Origin of the sequence: Actinomadura luteofluorescens (genome assembly GCF_013409365.1) — a bacterium.
GTDB lineage: Bacteria > Actinomycetota > Actinomycetes > Streptosporangiales > Streptosporangiaceae > Spirillospora > Spirillospora luteofluorescens.
Map to the genome: position 1 here is coordinate 8,368,635 of NZ_JACCBA010000001.1, position 15,074 is coordinate 8,383,708.

At 66.7% G+C, this 15,074-nt stretch carries 14 protein-coding genes and 1 CRISPR repeat array; of the genes, 2 read left to right on the forward strand and 12 right to left on the reverse strand.

Annotated features, from left to right (window positions below; translation table 11 throughout):
- Window positions 1-96: 96 nt before the first annotated feature.
- Window positions 97-300, reverse strand: a complete 204-nt coding sequence (locus BJY14_RS38575; protein ID WP_179848111.1) for a DUF397 domain-containing protein — start codon at window positions 298-300, stop codon at window positions 97-99.
- Window positions 297-1,163 (reverse strand): helix-turn-helix domain-containing protein, encoded by an 867-nt coding sequence (locus tag BJY14_RS38580; RefSeq protein WP_179848112.1) that lies wholly within the window; start codon window positions 1,161-1,163, stop codon window positions 297-299. Before BJY14_RS38580 ends, BJY14_RS38575 begins: the two co-directional genes overlap by 4 nt.
- Before the next feature lie 828 nt (window positions 1,164-1,991).
- Here BJY14_RS38580 and BJY14_RS38585 point away from each other — a divergent pair.
- Together BJY14_RS38585 and BJY14_RS38590 are read left to right on the forward strand one after the other, a co-directional pair.
- The gene (locus tag BJY14_RS38585) at window positions 1,992-2,726 is read left to right on the forward strand and encodes an ATP-binding protein (RefSeq protein ID WP_360576956.1); all 735 of its coding nucleotides are present in this window, start codon (window positions 1,992-1,994) and stop codon (window positions 2,724-2,726) included.
- 103 nt (window positions 2,727-2,829) lie between these two features.
- Window positions 2,830-3,450 (forward strand): SUKH-4 family immunity protein, encoded by a 621-nt coding sequence (locus BJY14_RS38590; RefSeq protein ID WP_179848114.1) that lies wholly within the window; start codon window positions 2,830-2,832, stop codon window positions 3,448-3,450.
- Between the two features lie 468 nt (window positions 3,451-3,918).
- A CRISPR array of direct repeats spans window positions 3,919-5,111; the repeat unit is 29 nt; unit sequence GTGCTCCCCGCGCACGCGGGGATGGTCCC.
- 775 nt (window positions 5,112-5,886) lie between these two features.
- On the opposite strand, the gene BJY14_RS38595 is transcribed toward BJY14_RS38590, so the two are convergent.
- The 10 genes from BJY14_RS38595 to BJY14_RS38640 form a co-directional block, all read right to left on the reverse strand.
- Window positions 5,887-6,960 (reverse strand): hypothetical protein, encoded by a 1,074-nt coding sequence (locus BJY14_RS38595; RefSeq protein ID WP_179848115.1) that lies wholly within the window; start codon window positions 6,958-6,960, stop codon window positions 5,887-5,889.
- A 24-nt stretch (window positions 6,961-6,984) separates the two neighbouring features.
- Window positions 6,985-7,368: a hypothetical protein gene (locus BJY14_RS38600; RefSeq protein WP_179848116.1), complete on the reverse strand. Its 384-nt coding sequence runs from the start codon at window positions 7,366-7,368 to the stop codon at window positions 6,985-6,987.
- 124 nt (window positions 7,369-7,492) lie between these two features.
- Window positions 7,493-8,254: a hypothetical protein gene (locus BJY14_RS38605; protein ID WP_179848117.1), complete on the reverse strand. Its 762-nt coding sequence runs from the start codon at window positions 8,252-8,254 to the stop codon at window positions 7,493-7,495.
- A gap of 5 nt (window positions 8,255-8,259) precedes the next feature.
- Window positions 8,260-8,682, reverse strand: a complete 423-nt coding sequence (locus BJY14_RS38610; protein ID WP_179848118.1) for a hypothetical protein — start codon at window positions 8,680-8,682, stop codon at window positions 8,260-8,262.
- Between the two features lie 102 nt (window positions 8,683-8,784).
- Window positions 8,785-9,621 carry a hypothetical protein gene (locus BJY14_RS38615; RefSeq protein WP_179848119.1) on the reverse strand — a complete coding sequence of 279 codons (837 nt, stop codon included), beginning with the start codon at window positions 9,619-9,621 and terminating at the stop codon, window positions 8,785-8,787.
- 49 nt (window positions 9,622-9,670) lie between these two features.
- Window positions 9,671-10,492, reverse strand: a complete 822-nt coding sequence (locus BJY14_RS38620) for a hypothetical protein (RefSeq protein WP_179848120.1) — start codon at window positions 10,490-10,492, stop codon at window positions 9,671-9,673.
- A gap of 35 nt (window positions 10,493-10,527) precedes the next feature.
- Entirely contained in the window at window positions 10,528-11,319 is a 792-nt protein-coding gene (locus tag BJY14_RS38625; RefSeq protein ID WP_179848121.1) for a hypothetical protein, read from the reverse strand.
- 40 nt (window positions 11,320-11,359) lie between these two features.
- A complete protein-coding gene (locus BJY14_RS38630) occupies window positions 11,360-11,773 on the reverse strand; it encodes a DUF4913 domain-containing protein (protein WP_179848122.1) in 414 nt (137 codons plus the stop codon).
- A 55-nt stretch (window positions 11,774-11,828) separates the two neighbouring features.
- Entirely contained in the window at window positions 11,829-13,622 is a 1,794-nt protein-coding gene (locus tag BJY14_RS38635) for a type IV secretory system conjugative DNA transfer family protein (protein WP_179848123.1), read from the reverse strand.
- Window positions 13,619-15,064: a putative type IV secretion/conjugal transfer ATPase gene (locus BJY14_RS38640; protein WP_246396273.1), complete on the reverse strand. Its 1,446-nt coding sequence runs from the start codon at window positions 15,062-15,064 to the stop codon at window positions 13,619-13,621. The genes BJY14_RS38635 and BJY14_RS38640 overlap by 4 nt, the downstream gene beginning before the upstream one ends.
- Between the last annotated feature and the right edge of the window lie 10 nt (window positions 15,065-15,074).

Genomic DNA, 15,074 nt, shown 5'->3' on the forward strand with positions numbered 1-15,074 from the left:
CACGGGATCAGCACGACAGGCACCTGGTGGCGCGGACTTTGCGGAACGTGGTCACCCTATGCGGACGAGTTACGGTGCTCTCTGTATGCGCTGGCGCTAGAGGTCGAGCTTTCCGTGGCTAGCCATCTTGGCCAGTTGGCGCCACCCATCGCGGTTCAGAAGAAACACCGGACCGTCGGGGTCCTTGGAGTCGCGGACAGCGATACCTCCGTGGAGGGGAGCGAGTTCGACGCAGCCCTGGCTGCCCTGGCTGGCGGTCGCCTTGCGCCAGGGGAGGGGGGAGGGGGGCTGGTTAGTCATTGAATCTCCTCTTCGACTCTGCGCAGGAAGGACGCCGTTTCACGGGGGTCGAGTGCCGATGCCACCAGCAGGTTGAACTTGGTGTTCATGCGGTTCACTTGATGCGGTTGCTCCAGGTAGGCGTTGCCGGCCTGACTCTCGACGTATACGACGTCCGGGTCGGTGGGTTCGGGAAAGCCGAGTAGCGAGAACGGCCCGTCGAGCCCGACGTGCGCGCCCTTAGCGAAGGGTAGGACCTGCAAAGTGACGTTGGGAGTCTTGATCGCTTCGAGGAGCCGGTGTATCTGCTCACGCATCACCTGAGGGGCCCCGATCTGCCTGCGCAGTACGTTCTCGTCAAGGATCACCCATAGGGAGAACCGCGGGAAGGCACGCTCGAGGAGCTGTTGCCGGGCGAGGCGGAGCTCCAGGAGTCGGTCGATGGTCTTGGGCGCCTCGCCAGGCAGAGTTGTCCGTAACACCTCACGTGCGTACTCGGGTGTTTGCAGTAGGCCGTGGACGAGTTGGTTGTCGAAATGCCGCAGCTCAGTGGCTTCGCTCTCCAGGCCGATGTAGGAGCCGAAGTGCGGCGGGAAGACGTCCTGGAATTCGCTGTACCAACCCGGCTGTGCCGCTTCCCGAGCAAGTTGGAGGAGGGCGTCCTGAATCCGGGCATCGGACGCGCCGAACAACTCCAGCAGGTCGCGAAGCTCGCGCTGTTTGGGCGGCTGTGCCTTGCCGGTCTCGATCCGACTCACCCGTGAGGGTGAGCACTCAAGGTGTTCAGCGACCTGCTCGATCGTGTATCCGGCGCTCTCCCTCAACTTGCGAAGCTCGGTGCCGAGTCGGCGCATACGTACTGTCGTGACCCGCGGTTGCGGCATGGAGCTCTCCTTTCATGCCTGGCACAAGTTATACGGCGCAAGTCCCCTCCGGCCCCTGAAGCTCTAACCTCCCACAGGCCTGTAGGGACGTCTCTGACAAAAGAGACAAGCTGTCCTTACTTTGGTCGGCACACTTGTGCGGCACAGATTCCAGGTGCATGCTGTGCTGTGTTCGGCCAACCACGCAGAGCGACTGAATCAAATCTGAAGAAGCCGATCCCGCTGATCTTTTCCGGTCGAATCCGGCTGAAGCCCTCAGCGAGAGTGATGCGACCTCGGACGCGGTGCGGGCATCATCCGCCGCGGCCTTGATCGAACAGTGGAGGTCCTCCGACCCATGCATGATCGAACGAATACAACACCCGGCCCGGTGATCGCTCACGCCACGAAAAACGGGCCTGACGGCGGACGGCGCCATGGCCATACGTCTGTTCGGTTCACGGCGTCCGTGCCATACAGGACGGTTGATCGAGGCCCGGCCCAGGCTGTCGCCGAACTCGGCCATCGGTACCCTCACACCGCGATCTGGTTCGGTGCGTACACAGGCAATTACTGGGCCTTGGTCCGTACCGAGAACGGCGAGCCTCGGCTGATCGAGCAGAGCTCGCCGGAGGACCTGAGTCGATATCTCGCGACCATGGCGCCCCTTACGCCGGAGCATCACCGGCTACGGCCGCCCTCCCGTCACGCCTCCCACCACAGCTCAACCCCGCTCGTGGCTCGTGAAGCTTCTGACGCTCAACCGATTCCCGGTCGGGAGGGGACCGGAGCCACCGACTGGGGCCGAGACGGTCACTCCAACCCTTGGCTTGAAAGGGGGAGAGACAGGTGCTGACGGGCGAACCGACCGACATCCCAGCCGGCGGAGCGTGCGCTTTCCGCCTCCCCAGTGACGCGAGTACCGCCTCCCAGGCACGCTCTCTCCTCGCTGCGACAATGCGCCCGCTGGGCTTCGCCTCAGATCAGATCGAGGACGGTGAACTCGCAGTGTCCGAGCTAGCTACCAATGCCTACACCTATGCGTCCCCGACCGGGCGCGTCAGCGCGGCGGAGCAGGAACTCTGGATCTGGGCACGCATCTGTCCCACTCCTGAACTGGTCGTCTCGATCTTCGACACACAGCGAGAGACCTGGCCAGTCATCCGCGACGCCGAGCTGCTCGATGAGCACGGCAAGGGGCTCTCCATCGTCGCGGCCGTCTCCGCCGGCACCGGGACCCACCTCACCCGGTCACGCCTCACCGCGGCGCCCGGCAAGTGTGTCTGGTTCACCCTCGCATTACCAACCCCCTGGCAGATGATCGATCAAGCTCCTACGCCGACGCTGGCGGCATGTCAGCTCTCCGACGCACTCAAAGCCCGCGGCATTTCGACCTCCTACCGCAGGGAAGACAGCGGAGCCACCGTCCTCAGCACCCGAAGCCTGAGCATCTGGATCGGGTCCAAGACGTTCACCTGGCACGACGGTCACCGCTACACCCGCCAATCACTGATCGACCTCCAAGAGACCGCCGAGCGCATCACCAGCCATCACGAAACTCACCCCTCGGTATCCCCTGCCTGATAGCTCGAGCAGCCCGACCGCCTGGGGACCCAACGCCGGGGATGCGGCGCCACCCCCGGTTCGCCGCGTCCCCGGCCCACAACAGCACCCAGGACCAGTACCTATGCCTACCGAAGCCGACCGCCTTGCTCTACTGCGGCGAAGCGCCGAGAAGACCCGGATTCTCGCCGAGCGAGCCGACCGCACCGCCATCGATCGCCTCCTCGCTCGCCCAGACGCCGCCAATCAACTCGACGCCCCCACTCTCGACTTCCTCCGCCAGGCCCAAGACCTGGTCTGCTCCACTGCGCAAGCGCTGACAACAGCGCTAGAAATCGCGAAGCCAACCTGCAACGACGGTAGCCAGCCGACAGGGGTCCCTGGTGCTGACCTCTACCTCGCCCCACTCTGCGCGAACTCTCTAACACCAGCTACCTCACATCCCCTGGACACTGCCGAGGCTTGGCGCCGCGCCCACCTCCGCCTGCCCCACCGCGGCGACGTCCCGATCCTCATCCACATTCGAGAATTCGAGGACGGCTACCAGGCCATCCCTATCTCGGTTCCGATCCCTGAACCACCCCCGATCCCGACCGTCGAGACTGCCATGACCCTGGTCATCGACAAGTCCACTGGCACCGTCACCCGGTGGCCCCTACTCCCGCTCGACGCCCTGGCCCGCCTGTATCGCCGCTATCAACAGAGGGAACTAATGACCTTTGATGATCAGCCGCAGCCGCACTGACAATGCGGGCGAGGCACGTGTCAATGGCTCAGAACTATGCCCGCGCCCGAGCGCACCGGAAGCCCAACAGTCGGCGCCGCGCGCGTCGACTTGCCATCTCGCGTGCGCGGGGAGCACGGGAGTAGAAAGCGGCAATAAGTGGTGACAATGGACCATTCCCGCGTGCGCGGGGAGCGAAAAGGCCCGGTGATCGCGGGCTGACCTAGGACGATCCGGCCACCCCCGATGGCACGAGTTGATACCCCGACCATGGGCCACCGCGTACCATGAAGATCATCGCACTGCTGCGTCAGCTCCGCCGGAACCGAGTGAATGTGCCAGCCGCGGGACCTGTGAGCGCTGGCCCGATGCAGTCGGCGCAGGCAACTCCATTGACGCCACGCAACTCGCGGAAAGTCCTGTATGTCCGTTTGTTTAGAAGTGCTCGAAACCAGGCCCGCACCACGCTAAGAGCCCAGGTCGCGGAGTGTGCTCCCCGCGCACGCGGGGATGGTCCCAGTCGTAGGGTTGTGCGCATCGGATGGTCCCTGTGCTCCCCGCGCACGCGGGGATGGTCCTCGACGACGAACAAAGAAGCGGACCGCCCCCCCGGTGCTCCCCGCGCACGCGGGGATGGTCCCTGGGCGATCGCGCCGTCGGACACGCGCGTCTTGTGCTCCCCGCGCACGCGGGGATGGTCCCTCCTGCTCGGCCAGCGTGGTGAGCCGCTGCCAGTGCTCCCCGCGCACGCGGGGATGGTCCCGAAAGGACCCCCCGGTAATGGAGATCAGGGGAGTGCTCCCCGCGCACGCGGGGATGGTCCCGGCCAGGGCGTTGGTGCCGGCGGCCTCGGTCAGTGCTCCCCGCGCACGCGGGGATGGTCCCACCGCGGCGACTGCCGACCTCGCCAAGGAGTTGTGCTCCCCGCGCACGCGGGGATGGTCCCACGCACGCCCCCGCCACCAGCAGCGCCGAAGCGTGCTCCCCGCGCACGCGGGGATGGGCCCGAGAGCAGGCTCAGAAACCATGGTGGTCCTACGTGCTCCCCGCGCACGCGGGGATGGTCCCGCGAGAACCCAGCAATGCCCGTTGCTCTTAGAGTGCTCCCCGCGCACGCGGGGATGGTCCCGAGGAGGCCCGTTGACCCACACCGAGCAGCGTGTGCTCCCCGCGCACGCGGGGATGGTCCCACCGGCTCGGTCAACGAACTGCCGGTCAAGGGGTGCTCCCCGCGCACGCGGGGATGGTCCCGAACATCAGGTCAGCCCGCGACCACCGGGCCTTTTTGTGCTCCCCGCGCACGCGGGGATGGTCCCACCAGCACGCCGACGGCGAGCGGGTGGATGCTGTGCTCCCCGCGCACGCGGGGAGGGTCCCGGGAAGCCCTCGGCAAGGTCGGACCACTCCAGGTGCTCCCCGCGCACGCGGGGATGGTCCCCGACATGCCACGACACCCCCAGCGGACGCAGGGTGCTCCCCGCGCACGCGGGGATGGTCCCGCCGACTCCTCCAAGGGGGTCCGGTTCGGCTAGTGCTCGCCGCGCACGTGGGGATGGTCCCACGTCAGATCGAAGTCGCTCGGCCGGGACTCGGTGCTCCCCGCGCACGCGGGGTTGGTCCCACGCTCACCGCTGAGACCCCGCTGATGACGCCGTGCTCCCCGCGCACGCGGGGATGGTCTCCGAAGGAGAACCAGATGGGCAGTGCATCGGCTGTCCTCCCCGCGGACGCGGGCGATGGTCCCTACCTGCCACGAACGAGTCGGTCCGCCGCCTACCGCTCACCGCAGACGTGGGGATGCTGCCATGTTGCACGGCGCCTTGGTTGCCGCCAGACCCGCACTGGTGAACCTTCCATGACCGTGGCCCCCTTCGTGCTGACCGGCGGGAACGGGGTTAGTGGTACCTGGTGGCCTAATCGGCGTCCGGTGATTTGGTGCTGTTGTGCGGCCTGTCTTGTTCGTTTCGGGTAAATCATTTCCTGCGGCTAATTAATGTATCTCCACGGCTTCTGGTTCGCGGGGCGGTGGTAGGCCTATGTCACCATCTTGGGTGCCCATAGTCTCGCTTAACTTGTGAAGAAGGGGGGTTGGTTGAAACGTTCATGCAGTTGTTCGAGCTGGTGAGAGTCCTGGCGAGTGGGGCTGGGAAGTCGACTGCGGCCAGCTTGGGCTGGTTTTGCTCGTGGAAATTGGTCGCTCGACGGATTATTAGGCATACTTCCTGCGGGACGGAGTGCGGGGAGGTGAGGTCTTGAATTGCTTGGGCTAGTGTTGTGATTGCCTGACTGCCTTTGGTTTTGGCGGCGTCGTAGCGGGTTGATAGTTCGCGCACTGATCCTGGCACGCGTGGTAGGTGGGTTGGGTATTTCTTGTGTCGGTTCACTGCGCCTATTGTGGCTGCGTCGTTGATCGCGGCGTGGTGGTGTGCGGCGAGGTTGTTGCAGGCTTCGATGGTTTTAAGGGTGGTTACGGCGAGGGCGGCTGCGTGGTGGAGGTCGGGGGCGAGTTCGTGGGGTGGTTTTAGTCGGCTGGATGAATGAGGGCTTGGTGTCCACGCCGGGTCGGCGTGTATGAGGCGGCCCCAGGCGGATGATGAGGTCGCTGGCGTCGGTGGCCGGACCGTTGGCGGGGTGGCCGTAGTGGCCGATGTGCTCGTCCCAGCGCCGGATGATGGTTCTCCAAGTGCGACCAGTTCGTTGGATGTCTGTTGCGGCCTGCTTGAGGGCGGGTAGGCGGTCATATTCGTTCAGTTCGTTGATTCGGTGGATCAGTTGGTGGACGGTTTTCGAGTCGAGGTCGCAGATGATGGCGGCTGCTCGCGCGAGGTAGCGCCAGGTGGTTACCGAGGTACTGGTTTGCGGGTTGCTTAGCCGTTGGATGCTGGCGCCAATGCCGGCGAGGGCTTGTGTGAGGTCTTCGCCGACCGCAGGGGGGATGCGGCCCGGCGTGTGCAGGGGCTGTACGGCGGTGATGGGCGGTGAGGTCTGGTTCTCGCTGTAGATGTGGGAGAGGAGCGCGGCCTTTAAGAGCAGAACGCCGGCCTCGTTGGTGGGCGTTGGAGTGCGCCTGGCAAGATGCCCGACGGTGGACGTGTGAACGCTGAGCTGTCGCAGGAGCGAGCGGGCGCTGTCAGCAGACGCGATCACGCTTGCGGTCGCCGAGGTCGCATGGTCATGGGTTGCGGAGAAGTGGGTGGACAGCAGGTCCAGACCGCAGCCCAGAGCGATCGAGGTGGCGCGGAGTTTTTGAGCCAGGGCCGACCGTGGGGTTTCGGTGTCTGGGTGTGGGCCGAGGAGGTGTTCGGCTTGCTTGATGAGGTTGCTGGCGCGGCGGGCGCCGACCCTTACGCCGGCACCGGTCGGGTCAGGGACGCCGAAGCCGTCAGCGATCTCGTTGTGGTAGCGGGCGAGGACGTGGGCGAGGCGTGCCAGTTCGGGCACGGCGGTGCGACTGCGGATGTCTCTTTCGAAGCGCGCCAGGTGGAGCTGGTTTCGGAGGTCGGTGAGGTGTTCGTTGGCGAGTGCGGTCATCTCCCCGAACGTGGCCATGGGCGGCTACCGGAGTGCGTCGCGTAGGCGTCCGGCGTGCAGGGCGGCTTGGAGGCAGGCCAGTTTGTCGTCGGGGTCGCTGGCCAGTTCCGCGGCCCGGACGAGGCTCTGGGAGGTCTTTCGGGCGAGGTCGAACAGGGCGTCAGCGGTCGCGTTCTGGCCGGTGTGGTCGGCGGGAAGCTTTGCGCGCAGGGATGGGGCTTGGCGAAGTGCCTGGTGGGCTTGGACGGCTTCACCCTCGGCCATGCCCCAGGCGATGAAGCCGTCGGGTGATTGGGCGGCGTAGGCGGTGATGACGCGTTCGGCGTGGGCGAGGTCGTTGAGGGCGCTGTTGAGGAGTTCGGTGAACCAGCTTTGGCGGACGTCCTGGTGCTGGCGTTCGTTCGTCATTGCGGTGTCCTCCGGGTGGACGGCTGGGTTGGCCCGTGTGCCGACCGGGCGGCGGCGGCACGGTTTTGATTGCAGCGGCGATGCGATGGGCTATTCGGAGCCTTGGGATGCTCCAGCCGGGTGGTTATGCGGTGGGAGTTGAGCCCTGGGCCGAGGGAGGCGGCTGCTTGTGGTCGGGTGCGTCCGGTGGCGCTGCGGTGAGTCTGTGGTTGATGTCGGTGGGGAAGTCCGCGGCGGCTGCACGGGTATCGGGCTGTTGGAATCTGGCCGCGGTCGGGCGCGGGGCGAGTTCGTTGTGGATCCGGGACCCGGAGATTCCGCTCCAGGAGCTCAATGCGGCCAGCAGCCGCTGGCGGTCGTTTTCTAGCTTGAGGCGGGTTGCCTCAGGAGCGTTCGGAAGCTGCTTGGCGATGTTGAAGTACAGCTGTTCGGCTTGGTCGGGATAGCGCACGGTGCCGAGGATTGTCTCGGTCGGTGGGAACGCAGGCGCGGGTTCAAGGTGCGTGGCCGCCTCGGCATAGATGTAGGGGATGCCGGGGATCGTGACGAGGTAGGAGGTCTCGTTGTCGGAGCCTGTGGTTTGCCAGCCGATGACGGTTCCGCAGTAGTTGTACTGGCGAGTGAGGCGTACCTGGTCGCCAGGCTTGTAGGGGGCGTCCTCGGAGGCCTCTTCGGCGTTAAGGGCGCGGCCAGTGCTGACGACGCCGGAGAAGCTGATGCCGTGGTGGTTGGCGTAGTGCTCCAGATCGCAGACCAGCGCTGCCAGCAAGGCCTCGGTATAGAAGGGGTCGCGTTGCAGAAGCGAAGGCTTGCCTGGGAAGGCCTCCTGTTCGTAGGCGGTCAGGGCGTGGGTGGCGCGGTCGATGCGCTTGGTGTAGTGAGGCACGGGTCCTACTTCATTGCCGCGTGAACGTTGCCGGCGTGGTGGGCGGCTCTCAGACAGGCCACTCGATCGGCTGGGTCGGTGGTTTTGGAAGCGACGTTGAGGATGGCTTCGGCCACGACCATCACCAAGGCGGCGATGGATTCGGCGAGGTCTGATACGTCGGTGTCTGAGATAGCGCGGTCTGGCCAGGTGAGGGTGGGAGCGTCGACCAGGGCCCACCAAGCGTCGCTCGCCTCGGCGAGTGCGGTTTGGTAGGCGTCCTCGGGTGCGGTCTGGGCCAGGACGGTGGTGGCGCGCTCGATCAGTTCCATGCCCATGAATGCGGCTGCGAGGAGCGCGGGGATTGAGTCGGCCGTCTTGATCTGGCGGGCGGCGTAGTCGAAGAAGTACTTCAGCGGAACCTCCAGGTTGTTGACGCCCATCTCCAAGGCGTGTGTCTAAAAGCACTGACAACAGCCATCGTTGCTCATGATCAATAGGCCAACGATGGAAGCGCGTCTCGCGATGAGTTTCCGCAGGTGGCGGCGGCCCTATCGATGGCGGTCGGTGCGCCTGCTGGCGGAGGCGGTGGGGTGAGGAGTTGTGCGGGTGCCAGGGCGGTGCTCTGCGAGTCCTTGCTCCAGCGGTATCGGGAAGTCCTGTGCTGCGAGTCGGCCGGGGCTGAGCGCTGTGTCCGCGACTGGGATCTCGACCTGGGACGTGGTGAGTCGTTGTTCCACCTGAGCCAGGAGCAGGTCGGTGACGTCACGAGTGTCCATGCCGTTCCAGGCCACGAGGGCATCCAGCAGGACATGGCGATCGTTGAGGTCGTCCTGGTTCGGTGGGACGCCGTTGAGGTCGGCTCGCGCGATCTGGGTCATCACCTCGACGAGGGCGCCTTCAGCCAAGAAGGGGTCACTGATAATGCCCTTTGTGGTGGATGTGTCCGGGAAGGTCGGCGCTCCTGCCAGTTCGGTGGCGAGGATGCTGTGGCTGCCGGGTTCGCCCAGGAAACGAACGTAGTACTCGGTAGGACCGTCATGAGGGACGTAGATTCCGGTGACGCCGCCCCTGGTCGGTCGACCGAGCAGAGCTGCCTCGTCGGCGGCCGGCCCTTCGAGCTGGACGACCGAGCCGATGGCGTAGACGTTGGAGCTGTTGCGTTCGCTGAGGTAGTGACCGTTGGCTTGGGCGAGGACGTCGTTGAACTCCAGCCCGCGGTGCTGGGCGTAGTGCATCAGATCGATCAGCAGGTCGCCGAGGAGCTCTCGGGCGTGTACGTCGTTGCTGCGATGGTCGAGATGCTCGGTCTCCTCGAAGAGGGCCTGGAAGGAGTCCAAGGCTGCGGCTCCGAACTCGGCGAACTCTTCGGCGCCGGCTTCGGCCATATGGCCTCCAAGGGTTCGAGTTAGGTGGCATGGGAGGCGCCGGTGGGTCTTAGGGGTGGTGCTTGCGTGGGTTGTGCCGGTTGTCTGGGCTGGGCCTTGTGCTGGGCGGTTGGTCGGGTGACGGCGAGGGAGTCGGGCCCTGGGGGAACTCGCTTGCGGACAGCCGCGCTGCAGGTCGTCCTCGTCCTGGCTGGGACGGCTTCTGAACGGCGGCCAGTATGCGGTCGTGGAGGTGACGCATGATTGCGTCGGGCTGGCCGCCGGACCAGGTCCCCAGTCTCATGGTCAGCTGTGCGAGGTCGGTGAGCGCCTGCTCGTCGGCGACGAGGCCGCTGGCAGCGGCGCGCTTGAGCCGGACGCCAATGTCGATGATCGTCGACTCGGCTCCCCGGGCACTGACGACGACACCAGCCGTTCGGGTGGAGAGTGGCGGAAACGGATCGGCCGGTTCCAGCTCGGATGCGGTGACGTGTAGACCTTGGTGGATGCCCGGCACGCGGACCGTGCACTGTGCGCCACCGTTTGGTGAGGCTGCCAGTGCGGTGATGAAGCCGCGCCATAGCGGAAACCGCGGCTTGGCCCCTGTGGCGGTGGGCTCTTGCCGGAACTGGACTTCGCTTGCGAGCCGGAAGCGTTCGACCGGGTCGTGGGCGCGCCCGCCGCGGTCGAGTCGTTCCTGATGAAGCAGAGCCAAGGTGTCGTTCACTTTCAGGTCCCGGCGCTCGGCGTAGCGGACGAGTTGATCGAGGAGCGACTTGCTGAGCAACTCGGCCAGCAACGGGTCGGCCCGGTGGCTGGGAAGTTTGTCGGGCAGGACTTGCCGCTGGTAGGTGTCGAGCGCGTTGGCGACTGCCTCTTCATGTTCGCGCATCTAGTACCTCCGGATAACTGAGCGGGTAGGGCCGATCACCTAAAGCGGAGAGGCGGGTTCGGGTCTGGCGGCTTGGGCCGGTGGGCCGCTGACGTGGTGAGCTGCTCGCCGGCCAGGCTGGCGGCGATGCCGTTCGGGAATGCTGCTGCGGCGCGGCGAGCGGCTGGTGAGCGGTGATCCGACAATGGCGGGGAGAGTCTCGCCTGGTAGCGGAGGTGGTGCAGGACCCCTTGGGGAGTCGTGCCGGACCAGGTGGCCAGGGCGGTGGCCAGCTCGTCCAGATCCGCGAGCACCTCAGGAGCAGGAGCGGTGTCCGGCTTGCTCGTCAGGCCACCGAGGATCTCGATGATGGTGTCTTCGGCCTCCAGTGCGGAGAAGACGATTCCGCAGGTACGAGTCCGCACAGGGACCAGCCGGATAGCCGGTTGAAGCTGCGAGGTGATGGTGTGCTGCGGGTCGATGAGCCCCGGGACGCGCAGGACGCATTCGGCGTCCTGCCTGGAGCCGGGTGACTTCAGTTCGGTGATGAAGCCGCGGTGCTCGTCGGCGCCTCGGTCGCGGAACTGGACTTCGGTGTTGAGGCGGAAGCTGTAGCGAGGGTTGATGAGGGCCCCGCCGCGGTCGATGCGGGCTTGGACGAGGGCGTCCAGGAGGTCGACGACGTCCAGGTGGTTGCTCTCGCCGTAGGTGATGAGGTCGACGACCAGGGCGTGCACAAGCCCTTCGGCTTCTGCGTGGTCGTTGTGGTGCCCATGGGCGAGATCCCCGAACAGGTGCTGTTCGTAGGCTTCCAGCGCCAGGGCAGCGGCGGCCATGCGTCCAGTCATACGGGCCTCCTGCCAGCGGTTCGCAGCGTGCGAGTCGAGTTCATGCGTCCGCCGCGGCGAGGTCGTCCTGGTCGACGCCCAGCCACCAGGCGGGGACCGGGATGATGCGTGCCTGGTGCGGGGCCAGATGCTCGTTCTCGGTGCACTGGTAGAAGGGGCCGCGCGGTCCCAGCAAGACGGGGATCTGGTGGTCGAGGTGGTCGCGGTACCACAGGGCCATGCCGGTGGCGCCCTGGAGCCGCATCGCCTCCCAGGAGAACCACAGGGCGGTGAGGCGTGAGATGGCTTCGCCGTGCCGCCACCATTCGGCGCACCAGCGGAATTCGCCGCCGAGGGTACGCCGGTACATCGGGACGAAGTGCTGGGTCACCCAGGCGGTGACATCCGGATACAGCGGCTTGAGACGCTGGTCGTTCGTGCGTGGCGTGTCGGGGTGGGACTCGGGGTGAGACATGGAGCCTCCAGAGCCTTCGAGGTGTGCATGCAAGGGCCTTTCTCGGACGGGGGGATCAGTTGATGCCGCGGTGGTAATGGCGGCGGGCGGCATCGGCGATGGCAACGTCGGCGGTCTTGATCGCCTGGTTGATGGCTGCGGCGTGTGGTCCGGCGTACCAGGGGCGCAGGCGGATGAGGGCGGGTTTGGTGCCCGTCGCGAGCAGTAGCGCGGTGCCGGTGGGCAGGGCGCGGATGTCGGCGGCTTCGAGGATGTCCTGGCGGCGCAGCGAAATCTGCTCGCTGGCGCGTCCCTCGCTGTAGGTGATGGACCGGACGGGCACGTCGTGCTGGCCGATGAGGGTCGCCAGGTCGCGGACGAGGCGGGGCGAGTCGATGCCGGCGCCGATGAGTTTGCGGGTTGCGGCGCCCCACAGGGCGGCCATACCAGGCTCGCCCCAGACGGTGACGCCCTGCTCGTAGCTCTGCAGGATGGTGACCGGGATGATGCCGCGCGAGCCGAGGTGGGAGTAGAGCTGCGGGAGGTCGGCGATGCGGCAGATGTTGGCGGCCTCGTCCAGCGTGACGATGAGCGGCGGGTCCAGGCGTCCGCCAGCTTGTTCGGCGCGGCGCTCGGCGGCGCGCATGGTGGTGTCGGTGAGCGCGGCGATCAGCGGAGCCGCCGCCGAGAGCGACTTCGACAGCAGATACAGCGTGTCGCGGGAGCTCGCGAACGCGTCCGGGTCGAAGACCGGCAGGTCGCGGTCGGGGGTTACCCAGGCAAGGATTTCCTGGTCGCGCAGTGCCTTGGCCGCCGTCCGAGCGGTCTGGTAGATGCCGTCCCGCGTCTCAACGGCCCCGTTCTGCGTGCCTTTGAGTGAGGAGGCCATGAGCTGGAAGCCGGCCTTCTGAAGCAGCTCGATCGGCGTGGGGACGGCTGGCTCGTCCAGCCACTGCGCTACGTGGTGGAGTGAGCGGCCGGAGGTCGCGGCGGCCAGGAACAAGGCGCACAGCAGGTCTTGCGCGGCGGGCCCCCACAGGTCTTTCTTCTGGCCGTCGTCGACGGTGAGGACGAAGTGCCCGGCGAGCCGGTGGGCATCCTCGACGGTGGACAGGCCAGCGAGCGGGTTCCACCACCAGTCTTGCGGCTGATAGGTGATGTGCTGCGGATCGAACAGCCAGATCTTCCCGCCGGTGCGCTTGGCGCGGACGGTGGCGATCGCTGACCATAGATCGGCTTTATTGCTGGTCGCGATGACGGGGCCCGGCGCCGAGAGGGCGTGCGGGATCGACTGGGTGGTCGTCTTGCCCGACCGCGGCGCCATGAACGCGACCACGGTGTCCTCGAACGAGGCGAACAACGTCTGGCCGGAACGTTCGCCGGGGAGAAGGACGTCGCCCAGGACGAGGCCAATGTCGTCCCGGTCCAGCTCTTCTGGGGCGAACTTGGCGAGCGAACGTCTCAGCGCGATGGCCTTGCGTGCGGTCGCGTCGGGTTGAAGGGCGCTCAGGCCCGGGTTGTCGGCGAGCGCGGCGACAGCATCTCCAGGCTGGGGCAGGCGCGCAGCTATGCGCGAGCAGACCACCCAGGCGCCGCTCATCAGCGCGGTAACCAGGAGCGCGAGGATGAGAAGGACCAGCGGTGTCGGTGTTCCCGGCCACGTAGTGTCGGTCTGGCCTTTGGTGAGGGCGACCGCGAAATCGGAGCCGAAGGGCATGACCGTCCCGCCCGTCGCGACTGCACACACCTTGGCAGCGATCCACACGACCCACAGCACGACGATGGGCGTCCAGCAGGCGGCCAGCACCAGCCATCCGGCACCCGCGTTGGAATGCCACAGCGACGCCCGCGGCCCCAGCGCCCGTGTCATCCAACACCCCGGATGGCCTGGTCGGTGTCGTAGAGGTCGGTTTCGGGGCCGACGAGGGAGAGTTCGACGGGGATGCCGAGGCGTTCGCCGGTCTTGATGAGGTACTTGCCGCGCCCGGGGTGGCGGGCACCAGGCTGCCAGGAGTCGGGTGCCGACCAGGAGGTGACCAGGCGCTGTTCGGGGCCCGTGAGCGGGGTGATCTCGTGGACGCGAGCCAGTTCGCGTGGCGGGAGCCCGGCCAAAACGGTGATGGCGGAGCGGTCGGCGAAGCCCTTGGCCTTGGCGCGGTCTTCCTCGGTGGCCAGGGCGTCCAGGTCGGCGAGCGAGTGGGTGATCATGATGGAGGCGATGCCTTTGGCGCGGTTGAGGCGGGTCAGGGCGTCGGCGTGCTCGACCAGGCCGGGGGCGCCGCGCAGCGCCCGCCAGAGTTCGTCCATGACGCCCAGGTAGGAGCGGCGTGGGGCGGCGCCGAGGTCGGCGAGGGCGGTGGCGGCGTCGACCATGCCGAAGGCGTAGGCCCAGGTGCACAGCATTGCGGCCGTGAGCAGTTTGTCGCCGGCGGCTCGCACGCGGGAGATGTCGACGCTGATCGCTGGTGCGTCCAGGTTCAGCGGGCGGGTGGTGGGGGAGTCGAAGACGCCGGCGAGCGATCCGGAGATGAGGAGGTCGAGGGTGAAGACCAGGTCGCGGGTCTGGGCACGGTAGGACTCGGCGGAGTCGGTGCGGGTTGCTGAGCGCAGCTCGTCGGGGCCTTGTTCCAGGATGCGCAGGACGTCCACGACGGTGGGGTCGTGGGCCAGGCGCTCGTCGAGGAGGTCGATGGCGCGGCCGAGGACGACTTCCTCGGCATTGGTGATGCGGGCTTCGCGGACGAGCGTCGCCAGCGCCAGCAGCAGGGAGAGCCGTCGAGACCGCACTTCCCACCGCAGAGTTTCGGCGTCTGCGCTGCTGAGGCGTTGCCGTGCCTGGTCCAGAGGGCCGGCGTCGAGAGGGTTGATGCGGTCGAAACCGCGGCCGACGCGGATGACTTGGCCGCCCAGGTACTCGACCAGCAGGGTGTAGTCGGGTTTGGTGTCGCCGAGGATGATCGGTGTGGTGCCGGTGGCGACGGCGCCGGTGACCAGGCGCTTGACGAGGGTGGATTTTCCGGTGCCGGGTTGGCCGAGGACGAACATGCCCGGGTTGGTGACCAGGCCTTCGCGGAGCCAGGCCAGCGGGTCGAGGCAGACGACCTCGCCCCAGAGCTGGTGGCGTCCGATCGGGGTTCCGGCGGTGGGTGTTCCTGAGCCGGCGGTGAATGGGTACAGACCGCAGACTTGGCTGGTGGTGGCCTGGAACTCCGGGGCGGCTTCGACGTGCGCGGCGCGTCCGGTACCTGGACCGCGCCAGCCCCACGGCGGGGCGAGCGGCTCGGACATCGCTGCGGTTTCGGCGTTGGGCAAGCTCGGTTCC